This is a genomic window from Kaistia sp. UC242_56 (genome assembly GCF_044452255.1).
GTDB lineage: Bacteria > Pseudomonadota > Alphaproteobacteria > Rhizobiales > Kaistiaceae > Kaistia > Kaistia defluvii_A.
In genome coordinates this window covers 2527707-2546320 of sequence record NZ_JBIOAN010000002.1, presented here as the reverse complement: position 1 = coordinate 2546320, position 18614 = coordinate 2527707, and the positions used below count along the sequence as shown (strand labels likewise).

Below are 18614 nucleotides of genomic sequence, written 5' to 3'. Positions count from 1 at the left end.
GAACCACGCGGGTCCATGCTGTGTAAAGGGAAAAGACGCCGCAGCCGCCGCCCTCGCCGCCTTGGTGAGGACTTGAGGCGCCGCTTTGGCGTGGCATGGCCGCGTGACCCTGCCGTTCGAACTTCCAGCTTACGCGGCTTCCGTCAGCCGTGCCACATAGCGCGCCATCTGATCGACTTCGAGATGCACCCGGTCGCCGATCTTGCGCGCGCCCCAAGTCGTGACATCCGGGCTCAGCGTGTGGGGGATCAGCAGAACCGAGAACTGGTTGCCCTCGACCCAGTTGACCGTCAGCGAGGTGCCGTCGAGCGCGACCGAACCCTTGGTGGCGATGAAGCGGGCCAGGCTCGCCGGCGCCTCGAAGACGAAGCGGGTCGTTTCACCCAGATCCTCGCGGTTGACGATGGTCGCGAGCCCGTCGACATGGCCGGAAACCATATGGCCGCCGAGTTCGTCGCCAAGCTTCAGCGCGCGCTCCAGGTTGATCGCCTCGCCCGCTTCCCAGTTGCCGACTTCGGTCAGCGCCAGCGTTTCCGGCGCCGCCTCGACGTCGAAGAAGGTGCGGCCATTCGGCTGCGGATCGATCGAGATCACCGTCAGGCAGACGCCGGCGCAGGCGATCGAAGCGCCGATGGCGATCGAGGCCGCGTCATAGCGGCTGTCGATGGTGATCTTGTTGACGTCATTGCGCCGCTCGACCGCCGCGACCTTGCCGACGTCGGTGATGATGCCCGTGAACATGCTCAGACTGCCCTTTCGTAGCGAACCATTCGGTCTTCGCCGAGGCGCGCTTCCTCGACGCGGCGGAAGCGCGGACTGCGCTCGATCGCCGAGAGCGCGCCGCCAGCCAGCGCCCGGACGCCATCCGGCCCGACCACGACCGGCGCGTGAAACAGGACCACCTCGTCTAGCAGGCCGCGCCCCAGCAGCGAGGCCGCGACCTTCGCGCCGCCCTCGGCGAGCAGACGCGTGACGCCGCGCTCGGCCAGCAGGCGCATGGCCGCCTCGATATCGACGCCGCCCGAGCCCGTACCGACCGGCAGAACCTCGACTCCGGCGTCCATCAAGGCCTGGCGTTGGACAAGCGGCGCCTCGGCGCTGCAGATGACCCAGAGCGCCGTCTCGGCCGCGCTCTTCACCAGCGACGATTTCGGCGACAGCCGCGCTTGGGTGTCGAGGACGACGCGGATCGGCGAGTGCGCCCGCAATCCGGGGACGCGCACCGTCAGGCTCGGATCGTCGACCATGGCGGTACCGATGCCGATCAGCGTCGCATCCGCCTCGATGCGCATCGTTTGCAGCCGCGCAAAGGCCTCGCGGCCCGATACCAGCATCCGCTCGCCCGCCAGGCGGCCGATCATGCCATCGGCGGAAACCGCCAGCTTGAGCGTGATGTGCGGCCGGCCCTGGTTGAGGACGGAAATCGGCCCTGCCACCAGTCGCCGCGCCTCGTCGCCGAGCACGCCCGTGGTGACGGCGATGCCGGCATCGCGCAATTGTGCGTGGCCACGGCCCGCCATGCGTGGATCGGGGCTTTCGAGAGCGCTGACGACCCGCGTCACGCCCGCCTCGATCAGGGCGGCGACGTCGGAGGGACCGTTGTTGGGATCCGGCGAGGGCTCGAGAGTGGTGTAGACCGTCGCGCCGCGTGCGAATTCGCCCGCCATGGCGAGTGCGTCGATCTCGGCGTGGGTCGTGCCCCCGGCAGAGGTCGTGCCGCGGCCAAGGATGACGGGCTCGTCGCCTTCCTGGCCGACGACGAGCGCGCCGACCGGCGGCGCGGGCGCCGTCGAGCCGAGATTGCGCCGGCCGAAACGGAGCGCCACGGCCATCAGCCGGCGGTCCATCTCGGCATCCACATTGCCCGCTCGCTCTGTCGCCATACCATACCCCGCAGATCGTTCGAGCGACGCCGCGCGCGGCGTCCTAGTCCCGTTCGTCGTCTTCCGGCAGGTCCTGGGACGAAAGCTCGTCCAGCACGGCGGAGAAGTCCTTGGCCTCGCGGAAATTGCGATAGACCGAGGCGAACCGCACATAGGCGACGTCGTCGAGGCCCTTCAGCGCCTCCATGACATAGACGCCGATCTGCTCGGCATTGATCTCGCTCTCGCCGCTGCTTTCCAGCTGGCGGACGACGCCGTTGATCATCCGCTCGACGCGATCGGGATCCACCGGCCGCTTGCGCAACGCGACCTGGACCGAACGCATCAGCTTATCGCGATCGAACGGAACGCGCCGGCCGCTCTTCTTCAGAACGATCAGCTCGCGCAGCTGAATCCGCTCGAAGGTCGTGAAACGACCGCCGCAATCCGCGCAGACCCGCCGCCGCCGGATGGACGTATTGTCCTCCGACGGGCGGGAGTCCTTCACCTGCGTGTCGTCGCTACCGCAATAGGGACAACGCATGGATTTCCCCGATCAGGAATAGATCGGGAAGCGAGCGGTCAGAGCATGGACACGCTCCTTGACCGACGCTTCCACGAGCGGAGCGGAGCCGTCTTCCGACTGCGACACGGCGCCGAGAACCTCGGCGATCAGGCGACCAACTTCCTGGAACTCGGCCACGCCGAAGCCACGCGTCGTCGCGGCCGGCGTTCCCAGACGGATGCCGGAGGTGACGAAGGGCTTCTCCGGATCGTAGGGAATGCCGTTCTTGTTGCAGGTCAGGCCGGCACGGACGAGCGCCTTCTCGGACACGTTGCCCTTGACCTGCTTCGGCCGCAGGTCGACCAGCATCAGGTGGTTGTCGGTGCCGCCCGAGACGATGTCGAAGCCAGAGCCCTTGAGCGTTTCTGCAAGCGCACGAGCATTTTCGACGACGCTGTTCGCGTAGTCCTTGAAGTCCGGACGCAGCGCTTCGGCGAAGGCCACGGCCTTGGCGGCGATGACGTGCATGAGCGGGCCGCCCTGCAGTCCCGGGAAAACGGCCGAGTTGATCTTCTTGGCGATCGCCTCGTCATTGGTCAGGATCATGCCGCCGCGCGGGCCGCGCAGCGACTTGTGCGTCGTCGTGGTGACGACATGCGCATGCGGCAGCGGCGACGGATGCGCGCCACCGGCGACGAGGCCGGCGAAATGCGCCATGTCGACCATCAGGTAGGCGCCGACCGAATCGGCGATTTCGCGGAAGCGCTGGAAGTCCCAGATGCGCGAATAGGCCGTGCCGCCGGCGATGATCAGCTTCGGCTTGGTCTCTTCGGCGATGCGCTGGATCTCTGCATAGTCGAGCAGCTGGTCCTCGCGGCGCACGCCATAGGGCGCCACCTTGAACCACTTGCCGGACATATTGACCTGCGAGCCGTGCGTCAGATGTCCGCCGGCGGCGAGGTCCAGGCCCATGAAGGTGTCGCCCGGCTGCAGCAGCGCCAGGAACACGGCCTGGTTCATCTGGCTGCCGGAATTCGGCTGCACGTTGACGAACTGGCAATCGAACAGCTTCTTGGCGCGCTCGATGGCGAGCGTCTCGACGATGTCGACGAATTCGCAACCGCCATAGTAGCGCTTGCCCGGATAGCCCTCGGCATACTTGTTGGTCAGCACCGAACCCTGCGCTTCCAGAACGGCGCGCGAGACGATGTTTTCCGAAGCAATCAGCTCGATTTCATGCTGCTGGCGACCGAGTTCCTTGCCGATCGCATCGGCAATTTCCGGATCGGCCTGGGCAAGCGTCCGGTTGAAGAAAGCGGCGGTCGAGGAAAGGCTGTCAGCGCGATCCGTCAGAGACATGGGCGGTCCATCCTGTTGGCGGTACCGGATATGTGCCAATGACGGCACGGCCGGAACCCGGGCGGCGTACCATATGTAGGGGTAGACGCCAAGAAAAAGGGCCTCATCGGCCCTTCAATTCACGAGGGTCGTTTCGCCCTTACGGCGCGAAACGACTGATTTTCCGGTGTGCCAGCGACCTATTGTAGCGCCAGCTGGCCGATACCGTCGCGATTGTAGATGTCATCGCGGAAGTGGGTGACGCCGTCGGCCATCGCCCAGGCGCTGATATATTGCAGGTAAAGCGGCATTTCCGGCTTCGGATTGACGTTCACCTGCTCGCCCGACTTGAAGATCGCGTCGATTCGCTCGCGCGGGAATTCCGGCGTGTCGCGCAGCAGCCAGCCGATGACCTGGCGGATGTTCTGCACGCGGATGCAGCCCGACGAATCGAAGCGCTGCTCGCGACCGAAGATGTCCTTCTGCGGCGTGTCGTGCATGTACACCTGCTCGTCATTGTGGAACGAGATGCGCACGCTGCCGAGCGAGTTGAAGTCGCCCGGATCCTGCCGGAACATGTAGCCCTTGGTGGCCTGGTCGGTGTTCCAGTCGATCGACTCGGGCGGCACTTCGACGCCGGCCGAGTCGAAGATGCGGATATGCTTCTTCGTCAGGTAATCCGGCGACTTCTGCATCAGCGGGATCAGGTCCTTGCGGATGATCGACGCCGGCACGGTCCAGTTCGGATTGAAGCTGATGCGGTAAATCTTGGTGGCGAGCACCGGCGTGGGCCGATCGACCTTGCCGACGACGGCGGTGTGACGCGAGATGACGCGGCCGTTCTCGACCACCTCGATCGCGGCGGCCGGGATGTTGATCATCACATAGCGTTCGCCGAGGAAGCCCGACATGGAGCGCAGCCGGACCAGATTGGTCTGCAGCTGACCGAGGCGGACATCGGCCGGAACGTTCATCATGTTGATGGTCGACTGGCCCGCGACGCCGTCGGCCGGCAGGCCGTGACGGGCCTGGAATCGGCGGAGACCCGCGTCGACATAGGAATCGAAGGTCTGTGAATTGCCGGCGCCGGCGGCGAGGTCGCCGGAAACGGTCAGGCGCTGCCGGAGGATGACGACGTTCGGGTCGCGCAGGCCGAGGCTGAGCTTCTTGTCGGCCGGAACCATCGGCCAACCGCCGCGGGCGACGATGTCGGTGTAATTCTGGATCGCGTATTCGACGGCCTGGGCCGTGTCGGGCGACAGGATCGGCGCCGAAGTGCGGACCGAGGCTGCCCCGTTCGAGGCGGCGTCAAAGCCGTCCGACCAGTCGCCGCTGCCGCTCTGCAGCACCTGGTTGATCGGATCGACATCCTGGGCAAACGCGGCGAGCGGCATCGCGACCGATGCGGCAAGCGCGCCGGCGATCGAGCGCAACGCGCCACGGCGCGTCATGGCGGTGGCAGGAAGGAGAGTGGTGTTCTTTGATCCGGTCATGTCGATACTTCTGGAAGCTCGCTGGTACAGGGAGCCCGCGACCTCGTCGCCAGCCCCCGATCTTCGACTGCGGCTAGTACGCGCCGCGAACCCTGAAAACACATCTGCTACAACCGGCCCGATGAGCACGCCGCAAGCGGTCTCCATACAGCCGATCACGGCACAGGACACGGCTTGATCCGTATGTCTTTGGGTTTCATGGCAGTATGGCGCTTTCATGTCACAGCGCTGCATTGCAGCACCGCCCCACCATGTTGCATCGCGATGGTTACCGCCGCGTTCACAAGAGCCCGAACGTGCAAAAGCCCCGGCAGGGGCGGCCGGGGCTTTTGGAAGGTCAGGCGGTCCGTTCTCAGAGGCGATAGAGGATCTGGTCGGTCCAGAAGCGCTCGAGGCGCTGCAGCGAGCGGTTGAGCTGCTGGAAGTCATCGACCGCGATGCCGCCGACCTGCTCGATCGACTTCATATGGCGCTCATAGACGCCGCCGACGATCGCGGCGACTTCCTGGCCCTTCTCGGTCAGGCTGACGCGGACCGAACGGCGATCCATCCGCGAACGCTGATGATGGATGTAGCCCATCTCGACCAGCTTCTTGAGATTGTAGGAAACGTTGGAGCCGAGATAGTAGCCGCGGGTGCGCAGTTCGCCGGCGGTCAGTTCGGCATCGCCGATGTTGAACAGCAGCAGCGCCTGGACGCTATTGATGTCGGAGCGACCTTCGCGGTCGAACTCGTCCTTGACGACATCGAGAAGGCGGCGGTGCAGGCGCTCGACGAGCGTTACAGCCTCCATGTAAAGCGGCTTGAGTTCCGAAGTAGACTGGGGCTTGGCGACCGTTTCGACTGCCCGCATTGCGCTGATCATCTTCTCTGCCTCTTGGTTCCGCGGCAAGTATTGTTCTCACCTCATGACCACGGAACTTATAGGCGGCATTTGAAAATCATCTTAAGGATCAGGCTTAACGTCTGCTTACCTCGCAAGTTGGCATTCGAAACGGTTCTTATCGTTAAAAACTTACTATCCGGCCCGCGCGAAGCTAGGCGACGCCTGACTTTCAGCCAGCCGCCGCCTCGTGCCGCCGGCTCATGACCAGCAGTCCAACGAACACCAGCAGCGACACGACATGGAAGGAAACGATCAGCCAGTCGAAACCGAACGTGTCGGCGAACACCGTGTGCATCGCCACTTCGAACATCGCGATATAGACCCAGATCACATTGCCCCAGGCGACCCGCATCCACAGGCCGACGGCCGCGACGAGGTCGACGACGGCTAGGTTGATGGTGACGAACCGCCACTGGTTCGACATCGTCTCCAGGCTCCAGCCATCGTCCTGGAACACGCCGGCGATATAGAGCCAGTGACGCAGGCCGAGCAGCAGCAGGATGGCCGCCACGCCGCGCAGATAGACGTTCAGCGCCAGATCATAGGGATTGTCCGGCTCGCTGGGGAGCTGGGTGACTTCATTGTCCATCATGGCAGCGGAATGTCTCCGTCGAGGGGAGCCACGAAGTGCCCTTCGATCACGCCCGGGTCAACTGCGTCGAGCGTAGCAGGGTTCCAGCGCGGCGACTGATCCTTGTCGACCAGAGCCGCCCGCACGCCTTCATAGAAGTCATGTCCGTCGAGGATCGCGTTGGCGATGCGCCAATCGAGGCGAATGCAGTCTTCGAATGCGAGTTCACCCGCGGCGCGGATCTGCCGCAGCGCGATCCGCAGGCTGGTCGGCGATTTGCCCCGGATAGCGGCGGCCGTGACGCCGCCCCAATCCGCGAGCGGCCCCTGCAGGGCGTCCAGCCTTGCCAGGATCGATTCGACCGAGCCCGTGGCAAAGACCGCCTCGATGGCGGGAGCGAGCGAACCGAGCGATTCCGGCGCCGCCGGCTCGGCAAACTCGGAGATCACAGCGTCGACATCCTCCGCCTCCGCGAGGCGTGCGACGATGGCGTCAAAAGTGGTGGCGGGCGCGGCATGGGTCGCGATACCAGCATAGAGCGCATCGCCGCGCGCCAGACGGATGGCACCGAGCGCGCAATAGAGTCCGATCTGGCTCGGCATGCGCGACAGGAAGAAGCTGGAGCCGACATCCGGGAAAAAGCCGATGCCGGTTTCCGGCATCGCGAACACGGCCTTCTCGGCGAAGACCCGGTGCGAGCCGTGTACCGAAATGCCGGCGCCACCGCCCATCACATAGCCGTCGATCAGCGCGACATAGGGTTTTGGGAACGCCCTAATCGCTGAATTCAGGCGATATTCCGCCTCGAAGAAAGCCTTCTGCGCGGGGGATCCCTGCCCTGCCTCGTAGACGGCCCGGATGTCGCCGCCGGCGCAGAAGGCGCGGCCGACCGCCCGCACGATGACGAGGCGGATCTCGGGATCGTCCCGCCAACCTTCGAGCGCCTGGGCGAGCGCGGTCACCATGCCATGCGACAGGGCGTTGAGCGCGCCCGGGCGGTTCAGCGTGACAAGGCCGGCATGTCCCCGGCGTTCGAAAAGGATCTCTGGCTCGGCCATCTTGCCTCCGGCGCGCGAAGCGGGGATCGTAAGCCGGGCATAGGGAGGGGCAAGGGCGCTTGGCCCGCCGTCCCCACCTCATTCAGCCGGGCGCGGGATTTCCGCAATGCAGCGATTGAAGCATCTCTCCGCTGGCGAGAACTCGCAGCGTTCGTTATGATCACCATCATGTCGAGATAGCGTATGCGAAGCTTTGCTCTGGAGCGGGACCTTTAGGTTCGGCTCGCCAGTCCTTTTTTCCATGTCCAAACGGATAAGATGGTGCCCTTTTCAATGATTGCCGCGCGCTAAACGACACATGCCCTGGCAAGACATTCTGATCATCGCTGTGTTGATCGCTTTCAACGGCTTCTTTGCGCTATCCGAGATCGCCGTCGTTTCATCCCGCCCTGCCCGTCTGCAGTTCATGGCCAGCGAAGGGGTCGGCGGCGCCACCGCCGCGCTCAAGCTGGCGGAGGACCCCACCGGCTTCCTGTCGGCGGTGCAGATCGGCATCACCCTGGTTGCGATCCTGTCCGGCGCCTTCGGCGAGGCTGCACTCGCAACGCCGCTGAACGACTTCCTGCTCTATGAATTCCCGAGTCTCGGCGACCGCGCCTCGACCATCTCGACGGTCATCGTCGTCGTGGGCCTCGCCTATTTCTCGCTGATTGCGGGCGAGCTGGTGCCCAAGCGCCTGGCGCTGACCAATCCCGAGCGGCTTGCATGCTTCGTGGCGCGGCCGGTCGGGCTGCTGGCCCGCGTCGCTCTGCCGATCGTCTGGTTCCTGCGCCTCTCGACCAACACCGTGCTGCGCATTCTCGGCAAACAGGAGAATGACGAGCGCGGCGTGACCGAGGAAGAGGTCAAGACGATGATCGCGGAAGGCACCGAGGCCGGCGTCTTCCATCAGGCCGAGCGCGAGATGATCGAGGCGGTGATCCGCGTCGCCGACCGCTCGGTCCGCACGATCATGGTCGCCCGGCCGGAACGTGGTCTGGCTCGATATCGAGGATTCGCCGACCGACATCCGCGACGCCGTGATCGAATCTGGTCATTCGCGCTTTCCCGTCAGTCGCGGCGAGATCGACGCGGTGATCGGCATCGTCCACGCCAAGGACCTGCTGGAGCAGATCTACAAGGGCCAGACCGTCGACCTGACGCCGGTCATCCGCGAGCCGCTCTATGTCGACGAGCGCATGCCGATCCTGAAGGTGCTCGACCGCTTCAAGACGTCGAACGTCCACATGGCCGTCGTGCTCGACGAATATGGCAGCTTCCAGGGCGTCGTGACGCCGATGGACATCCTGACCGCGATCGCCGGCGACATGCCCGAACATGAGGGCGACGATGTTCCTGACGCCACCCAGCGCGCCGACGGCTCCTGGCTGATCGACGGCAGCGCCCAGATCGACAGCGTCGAGCGCACGCTGGCGCTGAAGCTGGTCGACAGCGACGAGGATTTCGCCACCATGGCGGGCTTCATGCTGAACCATTTCGGCCACATCCCGGTACCGGGCGAGTTCTTCAGCTATGAGGGCTGGATCTTCGAGGTGGTTGACCTCGACGGCCGGCGGATCGACAAGGTTCTCGTCCGAAAGAGCGACAGCTAGGCCGCTCCGTCTCATCCGGAGGCGCGACAGTGCGGCGCTTGCAGCGGGTTTTCCCGGTGCTAACGTCCCGCCGCCGCGCCTTCCAAGGAAATCAGCATGACCCGTCACTCCTTCACCCCGCCCGACATGAACGCGATTCTGGGCGGCCGCCGCCTGCGACGCAATCGCAAGGCGGAATGGTCGCGCCGGCTGTTACGCGAGACGGTACTGACGGTGAACGACCTGATCTGGCCGATCTTCCTCGTCGAGGGAACGAATGTCCGCCAGGACGTCGCCTCGATGCCGGGCGTTCAGCGCCTCTCCGTCGACCAGGCCGTGGTCGAGGCCGAGAAGGCGGCGGCGTTGGGCATTCCTGCCATCGCGCTTTTCCCCTTCACCGAGCCGTCGCTGCGCGATCCGACCGGGTCCGAATCGCTGAACCCGAACAATCTCGTCTGCCGGGCCTGCCGCGCTATCAAGGCGGCGGTGCCGGAGATCGGCCTGATCACCGACGTGGCGCTCGATCCCTATACCAGCCACGGCCATGACGGCGTGATGGAAGGCGACCGGATCGTCAACGATGCCAGCGTGGCCCTGCTCGTCCAGCAGGCGCTGGCCCAGGCCGAAGCGGGCGCTGATGTCATCGCCCCGTCCGACATGATGGACGGCCGTGTCGCGGCGATCCGCGAGGTGCTCGACGATGCCGAATTCCTCGACGTGCAGATCATGGCCTATTCGGCCAAGTATGCCTCCGCCTTCTACGGACCGTTCCGCGACGCGATCGGTACGTCGAAGACGCTGATCGGCGACAAGCGCACCTACCAGATGGATTTCGGCAATACGGACGAGGCTTTGCGCGAGGTAGAACTCGACATTCAGGAAGGGGCTGACATGATCATGGTCAAGCCCGGCATGCCCTATCTGGATGTAGTGCAGCGGGTGAAGGAGACCTTCGCCATGCCGACCTTTGCCTACCAGGTATCCGGGGAATACGCGATGCTTCAGGCGGCGGCCCGGAACGGCTGGATCGACGGCGACCGCGCCTTCATCGAGAGCCTCGCAGCCTTCAAGCGGGCGGGGGCGGACGGCATCCTGACCTACTTCGCCCCGCTCGTCGCTCCTTTCCTCCCTCGCTGAACGGGGCGCGCCGATGCGGGGGGCGGCAAGATCGGCCGCGATCATGGCGCTCCTCTTCTGCGCGGCCGCGCTGCTTTCCGCCTGCTCCGAGGTCGACCGCCAACAGGCCCGGATCTGCGTCGCGGTCGCGACCGCCGTGGCGCCGGAAAACCAGAAGGTCACGATCCAGTCGGTGATTCCGCTGACCGGCGTCAGCCATGCGGTCCGGGTCAATTACACCGTCCCCAGCATGCCGCTGCCCCTCTATGTCGACTGCGCCTTCGGCGGAGGTACTCTGGAGATGGGCCGACGCGACGTCATCGGCGTGCGCGGCTATGACGGTGCTCTCTCCGAGCGGCAATTGCTGACGCTCTATCGCTGGTTCCTGTCCAGCGATACTGCCATTTCGCGGGCCGTGGCCGAGACCAACTGGCAGCCGCCCAGCATCCAGCTCCTCTCCTGGGAGCCGCCCAAGGCGGTCGGCTTCGCGCTCCAGCAGATTATCAACATCCTGGCGCTTAGCGCCCTCTATTCGCCGCTGGCGCTGGCCTACGCGCTGATCTACGGCCTGATCCGCCGCATCAACATGGCCTTCGGCCAGATCGCCGTGATCGGCGGCTATGGCGCGCTGTTCGGCATCGTGGCGGCCGGCGGGATTCCGTCCTTCGGGCTGCTCGCCACCGTGGCGCTGGCCATCGCAACCGCGGTCGCCCTGGCGGCGCTCTGGGGCTGGCTGGTCGGTCGCTCGGTCGTCCTGCCGCTGGAGGGGCGCCCGGACCGCGCCTTCATCATCGCCACGATCGGGCTCGGCATCGCGCTTTCGGAAATGCTGCGCCTGACGCAGGGCGCGCGCGACATCTGGGTCGAGCCGATGCTGGAAACGCCGGTCACCCTCACCGGTGGCGACTTCCCCGTCATCATTCCGGAAATGCGCCTGCTGATCATCGCCTCGGCCCTGGTCATCCTGCCGGCCGTGCTCGCCTTCATGCGGTTCTCGCGCTTCGGCCGCGCCTGGCGCGCCGTGTCGGATGACCGCGTCATGGCACGTCTCGCCGGCATTCATACCTCGGCCGTCACCGCGACGACGATGATCTTGGCATCGGCCCTGACGGCCGGCGGCGGACTCGTCATCGCCTTCAGCTATGGCACCATCAGTTTCTCGATGGGGCTGATGGTCGGCCTGAAGGCGCTGCTCGCCAGCCTGGTGGGCGGCGCGGGTTCGCTCGTCGGCGCCGTGCTGGGCGGATTGCTGATCGCAACCCTCGAGACGCTCTGGTCCGCCTATTTCGATTCGACCTCGCGCGACATCGTCGTGCTCTCCGTCCTCACCCTGCTCTTCCTGCTGCGTCCCAACGGCCTGCTTGGCCTCGGCCAGGCGCTGGAAGAGGGGCGCGGGACACGCCTGTCCTGATCTTCCCGGAGGCTCCATGCCCGACGCATCCCAGACCCCCTCGCCGTCCCGCGCGATCCCCACGCTGGAGGACATTCGCGATGCGGCGCGGCTGATCGACGGGGTCCTGATCCGGACGCCGTTCCTGCCCGCCCCGCGCCTGTCGCGCCTGACCGGCGCCGAGGTCTACGTCAAATACGAGAACCTGCAGGTTACCTCCGCCTTCAAGGAGCGCGGCGCGCTGGTCAAGCTGCTTTCGCTGACGATCGAGGAACGCGCCAACGGCGTCGTCGCCATGTCGGCCGGCAACCATGCCCAGGCCGTCGCCTATCACGCCCAGCGGCTCGGCATGCCCGCGACCATCGTCATGCCGAAGACGACGCCCTTCGTGAAGATCGAGGCGACGCAGGCTTTCGGCGCCAAGGTCGTCGTCGAGGGCGAGACGCTGGCGGCCTGCCAGCAGATCGCCGCCAGCATCGCCGACGAAACCGGCGCCGTCTGGGTCCATCCCTATGACGATCCGCATGTCATTCGCGGCCAGGGCACGATCGCGCTCGAAATGATTGAGGACGGGCCGAAGCTGGATTGCATCCTGGTGCCGGTCGGCGGCGGCGGCCTGATCGGCGGCATCGCCATCGCCACCAAGGCGCTTTCGCCCGACACGGAGATCATCGGCGTCGAGACCGAACTCTATCCCTCGATGCGGGCGGCCCTCGACGGCGTGGAAGGCGAATGCGGCGGCAACACGCTGGCCGAGGGCATCGCCGTCAAGAATGTCGGCGTGCTGACGCTGGAGATCGCCCGGCGCTTCGTCGACGACGTCGTACTGGTGTCGGAAACCGCGATCGAGCGCGCCGTGAACGCCTATCTGACGCTGCAGAAGACCATGGCGGAAGGCGCGGGTGCTGCCGGCCTCGCCGCGATGCTGGCCGATCCCGACCGCTTCCGCGGCCAGCGCGTGGGACTGGTGCTGTGCGGCGGTAACATCGACCCGCGCCTCGCCGCCTCGATCATGGTGCGCGAACTGGCGCGGTCGGAGCGCATCGTCGCCGTCCGCATGACCATCCCCGACAGGCCGGGCGTGCTTGCCGACATTGCCCAGACGATCGGCAATTGCGGTGGCAACATTCTCGAGGTCTCGCATCACCGCCATCTGCTGACGGTGCCGGCCAAGGGTGCCAGCCTCGACGTCACGATCGAAACGCACGGCCCCGAGCATGCGCGCGAGATCGTCGCCGCCCTGGAGGCGCGCCAGTATTCGGTGGAGCGCATGGATCCTCCCTGATCGCGGGAAGCATCGCGGGGCCACTTCTTGTATGAAGAACCGGCATTGCCCATTTATCGATCATGGGACAGTACCAGGAAATCGACATGACGCACTATGACGACGCCTATCGCTATAACGGCATGGTCTTCGACCCGGTGCGCGAACCGGAACTCTTTGACGGCGTTCTGTCGAAGCGCTTTTTCGCGTTCATCATGGATGCCATTCTGATCGGCGTCTTCCTGCTGGTAGCGTCGCTGGTGATCATCGCGATGGGCGTCTTCACGCTTGGCATCGCCTGGCTGCTGTTCGGCCTGCCGCTGTTTGCCATCGTCGCCCTGCTCTATGTCGGACTGACACTGGGCGGCCCCAAGGCGGCCACGCCCGGCATGCGCATGGCAGGCGTCACCATCCGCAGCACGGACGGCCAGCGCATCGGCCCGATCATCGCGGCCGCGCATTCGTTGATCTTCTGGTTCTCGGTCTCTGTGCTGACGCCGCTGGTCCTGCTGGTTGGGCTCTTCTCCAACCGCAAGCGCTTGCTGCAGGACATGCTGCTGGGCACCGTGATCCTCAACGCCGGCCCGCTGACGCGCACCCGGCGCTGATTGTCTTCCACCAGAATTCACTTTGGGCACCGGGCGCAGGCGTATTATCGTTGCTGCATGCCTGAATCGTCCGGGCCCGTTGTGCGATGACCCAGCATTCGACCGACACGCCGCAGTTCTTCCTGACCGCGCCATCGCCCTGCCCGTATCTTCCGGGGCAGATGGAGCGTAAGGTTTTCACGCATCTCGTCGGCGAGAAGGCCTCCGCCCTCAATGAAATCCTGACTCAGGGCGGCTTCCGGCGTAGCCAGAACATCGCCTATCGCCCGGCCTGCGAGGCCTGCAAGGCCTGTATCTCGATCCGCGTTCCCGTCGATCAGTTCATCACCACGCGCAGCTTTCGTCGCGTGCTGGAGAAGAACAGCGACCTGATCGGCACGCGCGTCGACGCCGCGCCGACCTCAGAGCAATATTCCCTGTTCCGCGCCTATCTCGATGCCCGCCATTCCCAGGGCGGCATGGCCGACATGACCGTGCTCGACTACGCCATGATGGTCGAGGACACCCATGTCGATACGATGCTGGTCGAATACCGGTTCCGTGGTCCCGACAGCGGCATCACCGGCCAGGGCGAGGGCCCGCTGATCGCCACCGCGCTCACCGACCTGCTCTCGGACGGCCTGTCGATGGTCTATTCGTTCTATGAGCCGGACCTGATCGACCGGTCGCTCGGCACGCTGATGATCCTCGACCACATCCGCCGCGCCCGGCGCATGGGCCTGCCCTATGTCTATCTGGGCTATTGGGTCGATGGCTCGAAGAAGATGGCCTACAAGGCCCGCTTCAAGCCGCAGCAACATCTCGGCCCCCGCGGCTGGGAGCTGGCAGGCCAGAGCAGCGAGTGATCGCTCATTTTTGCCAACACGCGCGGTGCGACACCCACCTCAACATGCTGAGGAGGCCCGGAGGGCCGTCTCGAAGCACGCAGAGCGGTGGTGTTGGCTGCCCTCAGGCCGCGCGTCCCTTCGAGACGGCTCGCTGCGCAAGCCTCCTCAGGATGTTGGGCGTTTATCCTCGCCCAACCGCTATTTGGCCTTTGTCACCTCTCCCTGAGGGAGAGGTCGACCCATGCAGTGCGGCGGGTGAGGGTTTACGGCCTCACCGGATAGTTCCCTAAACCCTCACCCGGCTCTCCGAGCCGACCTCTCCCTCAGGGAGAGGTGAAGAACGGCAAGTACGCCACCTACTTCAGCGGCGGCGTTCCAAAACTGTTGGTCTTGGGGAACTTGTCCGGGGGCAGACGGCCGGCCTGGCCGCGTTCGGCGATCCAGTCGCGCAGTTCCTCGGCCGACCGGGTGAAGCTGCGGCCGGATGAATCCATCCAGGTCAGCCCCTCGGCCTTGGAGAACATGCGGATGTCGGACGGGCCGCCATCCTTGTAGCGCTGCAGCCGGACGCCCTTGCCGCGCGTCATCTCGGGGATCTGCTCGGCCGGGAAGATCAGGAACTTGCGGTTCTGGCCGATGATGGCGACGAGGTCGCCCGCCGCCTCGACGCAGATCCGCGCTTCCTCGGTGCCGTCGACATTCAACACCTGCTTGCCCTTACGGGTATTGGCGATGACCTCGGTCTCCGGCACGACGAAGCCGCGACCATCGGTCGAGGCCAGCAGCAGCTTGCGGCCGGGCTTGTGGACGAACACCGTGACGATGTCCTGCGCATTGTCCATATCGACCATGAGGCGGATCGGCTCGCCATGGCCGCGCCCGCCAGGCAGCTTGTCGGCGCCGAGCGTGTAGAACTTGCCGCCGGTGGAGAACACCAGCAGCTTGTCCGTCGTCTCGGCGTGGAACGCCATCTTCAGCCCGTCATCGGTCTTGAAGGTCAGCGTCGTGAAATCGCTGACATGGCCCTTGAGCGCGCGGATCCAGCCCTTTTCGGAAACCACGACGGTGATCGGCTCGCGCTCGATCATCGACTGCTGGATATCCTCGACGTCATGCGACGGCGCATCGGCGAAGCCGGTGCGGCGCTTGCCGAGCGGCGTTTCCGGGCCGAAGGTCTTGCGGACCTCCTTGATCTGCCAGGCTACCGTCTTCCACTGCTTGTCCTCGGAGCCGAGCAGCGACTCGATCTCCGCCATCTCGGCCGAGAGCTTCTCGTGCTCGCTGCGGATCTCGAATTCCTCGAGCTTGCGCAGGGAGCGCAGGCGCATGTTGAGGATAGACTCGGCCTGCAGGTCGGTCAGCGAGAAGGTCTTCATCAACTCCTGTTTCGGCTCATCCTCATAGCGGATGATCCGGATCACCTCGTCGAGGTTCAGGTAGGCGACGAGATAGCCTTCCAGAACTTCGAGGCGATGCTTGATCTGCGCCAGGCGGAACGCTGAGCGGCGCACCAGCACCTCGCGGCGGTGGTCCAGCCACTCGCGCAGCACCTCCGAAAGCGTCATCACCTTTGGCACAATGCCCTTCGAGAGGACATTCATGTTGAGCGAGATACGGCTTTCGAGCTCGGTGAGCTTGAACAGCGATTCCATCAGCAGCGCGGCATCGACCGTGCGGGCGCGCGGCTCCAGCACGACGCGGATGTCCTCGGCCGACTCGTCGCGCACGTCCGCCAGCAGCGGCACCTTCCGCGTCTGGATCAGCTCGGCGATCTTCTCGATCAGGCGCGACTTCTGCACCTGGTAGGGAATCTCGGTGACGACGATCAGATAGGTGCCGCGGCCCTGGTCCTCGACATGCCAGCGGGCGCGAACGCGGAACCCGCCCTTGCCGGTGCGATAGGCCTCGGTGATCTGCGCGCGGTTGTCGACGATGATGCCGCCGGTCGGCAGGTCCGGGCCCTGGACGTGCTGGACCAGTTCCTCGGCCGTCGCGTCGGGGTTCTTGATCAGCAACAGCGAGGCGTCGCAAAGCTCGGCGATGTTGTGCGGCGGCACGGAGGTCGCCATGCCGACCGCGATACCCGACGTGCCGTTGGCGAGCAGGTTCGGAATGCTCGCCGGGAGAACGATCGGCTCCTTCAGGTCGCCGGAATAGTTCTCGCGGAAATCGATCGAGTCCTCGTCGATGCCCTCAAGCAGCATCTGCGCGACTTCGGTCATGCGCGCTTCGGTGTAGCGGTACGCTGCCGCGCCGTCGCCGTCGATGTTGCCGAAATTGCCCTGACCGTCGACCAGCGGATAGCGCGAGGAGAAATCCTGGGCCAGGCGCACGAGCGCGTCATAGATCGACTGGTCGCCATGCGGATGGAACGAGCCCATCACGTCACCGACGATCTTGGCCGACTTCTTGAAGGCCGAATCCGGGCTGAGGCGCAGCAGGTGCATACCGTACAGGATGCGGCGATGGACGGGCTTCAGCCCGTCGCGCGCATCCGGCAACGCCCGACCCATGATGGTCGAAAGGGCGTAGGCGAGGTAGCGCTCTTCAAGCGCCTCGCGGAGATTGATCGTTTCGACATGGCCGCCGTCTGGCGGAATCAGCGCTTTTCCCATGCCTGATGGGAGTAACCGCAGTATTCAGCCATTTCAAGGGAAAGCGGCCGGCCGCCGCCGTTTATGCCGGCCTGTGGTGTGCGTGCCAGTGCCAGGCGATGTCGATGCGGCGCGGGATCCAGACCTTCTCCTTCGACGCCACATAATCGATGAAGCGGGCCAGCGCCGCGGCGCGTCCCGGCCGGCCGACGAGCCGGCAGTGCAGACCGACGCTCATCATCTTCGGCGCGCCCTGCTCGCCCTCCTCATAGAGCACGTCGAAGGCGTCCTTGAGGTAGGTGAAGAACTGGTCGCCCGAGTTGAAACCCTGCGGCGTGGCGAAGCGCATGTCGTTGGTTTCGAGGGTGTAGGGAATGATCAGATGCGGCCCGTTCGGCCCCGTCACCCAATAGGGCAAATCATCGGCATAGCTGTCCGAGGAATAGAGGAAGCCGCCCTCCTCCATCAGGATCTTCAGCGTGTGATCGGAGGGCTTGCCCTGATAGAAGCCGAGCGGACGCGAGCCGGCGACTTCCGTGTGCAGGCGGATCGCCTCGTGGATGTGCCGGCGCTCCTCTTCCTCGGAAAAATCCTTGTATTCGAGCCAGCGCAGGCCGTGGCTGGCGAGTTCCCAGTCCGCTTCCTTCATCGCGGCGACCGCTTCCGGATTGCGCGCCATCGCCTGCGTCACGCCATAGCAGGTGACCGGCACCTGGCGGCTGGAGAACATCCGCCACAGGCGCCAGAAGCCGGCGCGCGAGCCATATTCGTAGATCGATTCCATGTTCAGGTTGCGCTGGCCGACCCAGGGCTGGGCGCCGACGATTTCCGACAGCAGCGATTCCGAGGCCTTGTCGCCGTCCAGGATGCTGCTTTCGCCGCCCTCCTCGTAATTGACGACGAACTGCACGGCGACATTCGCCCCACCCGGCCATTTGGGATCGGGCGTGTTGCGGCCATAACCGATCAGGTCACGCGGATAGGAAGTCGTCATGCTGGCCTCGGATTATCGAAATGGTTATCGCGGCCACGCGGTCGGCGGCGCGTCGTGGCTGCATCTCACTGATATCAGCGTTAACGCGCCCCGCCGATTCACGAGGCATTAACCTACATGGCTCAAAATCTAAACAATTGGTAGCGACCGCCTGCTGCCACCGTCCCCAAGGAGGGCAGAATGCAGTCCGCGCACACGCAGTTCCAGGCAACGAGCCTTCCGGCCGATGATCCCCGCTTCATGGCGGCGCTCGACCTGCAGATCGCCCAGATGCGGCGCGTCCTCGAGTTGATGGCGCCGAGCACGGTCGACGCAGCCTTCACCCATGTGCCGTTCGACGAGCGCATGCAGGCCGTCGCCAGCCACGGCTGATCTTGGCGCGGAGGCTTCGCGCCCTTCAAGTCTCTCACCCTGCGCTCTCCCGCAAGCGGGCGAGGGTTTTCGGCCGGCGATCGTCCTCGGCATCGATGCTTGAACTTCAGGTATCGGATCGCCCTGCAATTGCCCGGTCGGGCGTCTCCATCGCCCGCTTGCGGG

17 protein-coding genes and 1 pseudogene are annotated in these 18614 nt (G+C 65.1%); 8 read left to right on the top strand and 10 right to left on the bottom strand.

Going from position 1 to position 18614, the window contains the following annotated elements; translation table 11 throughout:
• Positions 1-129: 129 nt before the first annotated feature.
• The 8 genes from ACHMWQ_RS14665 to ACHMWQ_RS14630 form a co-directional block, all read right to left on the bottom strand.
• Complete coding sequence (locus ACHMWQ_RS14665) at positions 130-741, bottom strand: riboflavin synthase (RefSeq protein WP_396308014.1); 612 nt, start codon at positions 739-741, stop codon at positions 130-132.
• A gap of 2 nt (positions 742-743) precedes the next feature.
• Positions 744-1883, bottom strand: coding sequence for a bifunctional diaminohydroxyphosphoribosylaminopyrimidine deaminase/5-amino-6-(5-phosphoribosylamino)uracil reductase RibD (ribD, locus tag ACHMWQ_RS14660; protein ID WP_396308013.1), 1140 nt, complete (start codon positions 1881-1883; stop codon positions 744-746).
• Positions 1884-1926: 43 nt separating this feature from the next.
• Complete coding sequence (gene nrdR / locus ACHMWQ_RS14655; RefSeq protein ID WP_266333276.1) at positions 1927-2406, bottom strand: transcriptional regulator NrdR; 480 nt, start codon at positions 2404-2406, stop codon at positions 1927-1929.
• 12 nt (positions 2407-2418) lie between these two features.
• Positions 2419-3726: a serine hydroxymethyltransferase gene (gene glyA, locus ACHMWQ_RS14650; RefSeq protein ID WP_354549039.1), complete on the bottom strand. Its 1308-nt coding sequence runs from the start codon at positions 3724-3726 to the stop codon at positions 2419-2421.
• A 179-nt stretch (positions 3727-3905) separates the two neighbouring features.
• The gene (locus ACHMWQ_RS14645) at positions 3906-5198 is read right to left on the bottom strand and encodes a L,D-transpeptidase family protein (RefSeq protein ID WP_354549038.1); all 1293 of its coding nucleotides are present in this window, start codon (positions 5196-5198) and stop codon (positions 3906-3908) included.
• A 352-nt stretch (positions 5199-5550) separates the two neighbouring features.
• Positions 5551-6063 (bottom strand): transcriptional regulator LdtR, encoded by a 513-nt coding sequence (ldtR, locus tag ACHMWQ_RS14640; RefSeq protein ID WP_354549037.1) that lies wholly within the window; start codon positions 6061-6063, stop codon positions 5551-5553.
• 190 nt (positions 6064-6253) lie between these two features.
• The gene (locus tag ACHMWQ_RS14635) at positions 6254-6676 is read right to left on the bottom strand and encodes a DUF6163 family protein (protein ID WP_266333281.1); all 423 of its coding nucleotides are present in this window, start codon (positions 6674-6676) and stop codon (positions 6254-6256) included.
• Positions 6673-7713 (bottom strand): enoyl-CoA hydratase/isomerase family protein, encoded by a 1041-nt coding sequence (locus ACHMWQ_RS14630; RefSeq protein WP_396308012.1) that lies wholly within the window; start codon positions 7711-7713, stop codon positions 6673-6675. Before ACHMWQ_RS14630 ends, ACHMWQ_RS14635 begins: the two co-directional genes overlap by 4 nt.
• A gap of 298 nt (positions 7714-8011) precedes the next feature.
• Here ACHMWQ_RS14630 and ACHMWQ_RS14625 point away from each other — a divergent pair.
• The 7 genes and pseudogenes from ACHMWQ_RS14625 to ACHMWQ_RS14595 form a co-directional block, all read left to right on the top strand.
• A pseudogene (locus ACHMWQ_RS14625) lies at positions 8012-8551 on the top strand (CNNM domain-containing protein); the annotation flags it as partial.
• Between the two features lie 133 nt (positions 8552-8684).
• Positions 8685-9305 (top strand): hemolysin family protein, encoded by a 621-nt coding sequence (locus ACHMWQ_RS14620; protein WP_396308011.1) that lies wholly within the window; start codon positions 8685-8687, stop codon positions 9303-9305.
• A gap of 96 nt (positions 9306-9401) precedes the next feature.
• Positions 9402-10421, top strand: coding sequence for a porphobilinogen synthase (gene hemB, locus ACHMWQ_RS14615; RefSeq protein ID WP_396308010.1), 1020 nt, complete (start codon positions 9402-9404; stop codon positions 10419-10421).
• 43 nt (positions 10422-10464) lie between these two features.
• Positions 10465-11811, top strand: coding sequence for a branched-chain amino acid ABC transporter permease (locus tag ACHMWQ_RS14610; RefSeq protein WP_396308009.1), 1347 nt, complete (start codon positions 10465-10467; stop codon positions 11809-11811).
• A 16-nt stretch (positions 11812-11827) separates the two neighbouring features.
• A complete protein-coding gene (locus tag ACHMWQ_RS14605; protein WP_396308008.1) occupies positions 11828-13075 on the top strand; it encodes a threonine ammonia-lyase in 1248 nt (415 codons plus the stop codon).
• Between the two features lie 86 nt (positions 13076-13161).
• Positions 13162-13662, top strand: a complete 501-nt coding sequence (locus ACHMWQ_RS14600; protein WP_396308007.1) for an RDD family protein — start codon at positions 13162-13164, stop codon at positions 13660-13662.
• A gap of 86 nt (positions 13663-13748) precedes the next feature.
• Positions 13749-14507, top strand: coding sequence for an arginyltransferase (locus ACHMWQ_RS14595; RefSeq protein WP_354549028.1), 759 nt, complete (start codon positions 13749-13751; stop codon positions 14505-14507).
• A 338-nt stretch (positions 14508-14845) separates the two neighbouring features.
• Here ACHMWQ_RS14595 and parC read toward each other — a convergent pair whose 3' ends face one another.
• Entirely contained in the window at positions 14846-17104 is a 2259-nt protein-coding gene (gene parC, locus ACHMWQ_RS14590) for a DNA topoisomerase IV subunit A (RefSeq protein ID WP_396308006.1), read from the bottom strand.
• A gap of 61 nt (positions 17105-17165) precedes the next feature.
• The gene (gene puuE, locus ACHMWQ_RS14585; RefSeq protein WP_396308005.1) at positions 17166-18077 is read right to left on the bottom strand and encodes an allantoinase PuuE; all 912 of its coding nucleotides are present in this window, start codon (positions 18075-18077) and stop codon (positions 17166-17168) included.
• 180 nt (positions 18078-18257) lie between these two features.
• On the opposite strand from puuE, the gene ACHMWQ_RS14580 reads away from it, so the two are divergent.
• The gene (locus ACHMWQ_RS14580) at positions 18258-18449 is read left to right on the top strand and encodes a hypothetical protein (RefSeq protein ID WP_354549024.1); all 192 of its coding nucleotides are present in this window, start codon (positions 18258-18260) and stop codon (positions 18447-18449) included.
• The last annotated feature ends 165 nt before the right edge of the window (positions 18450-18614 follow it).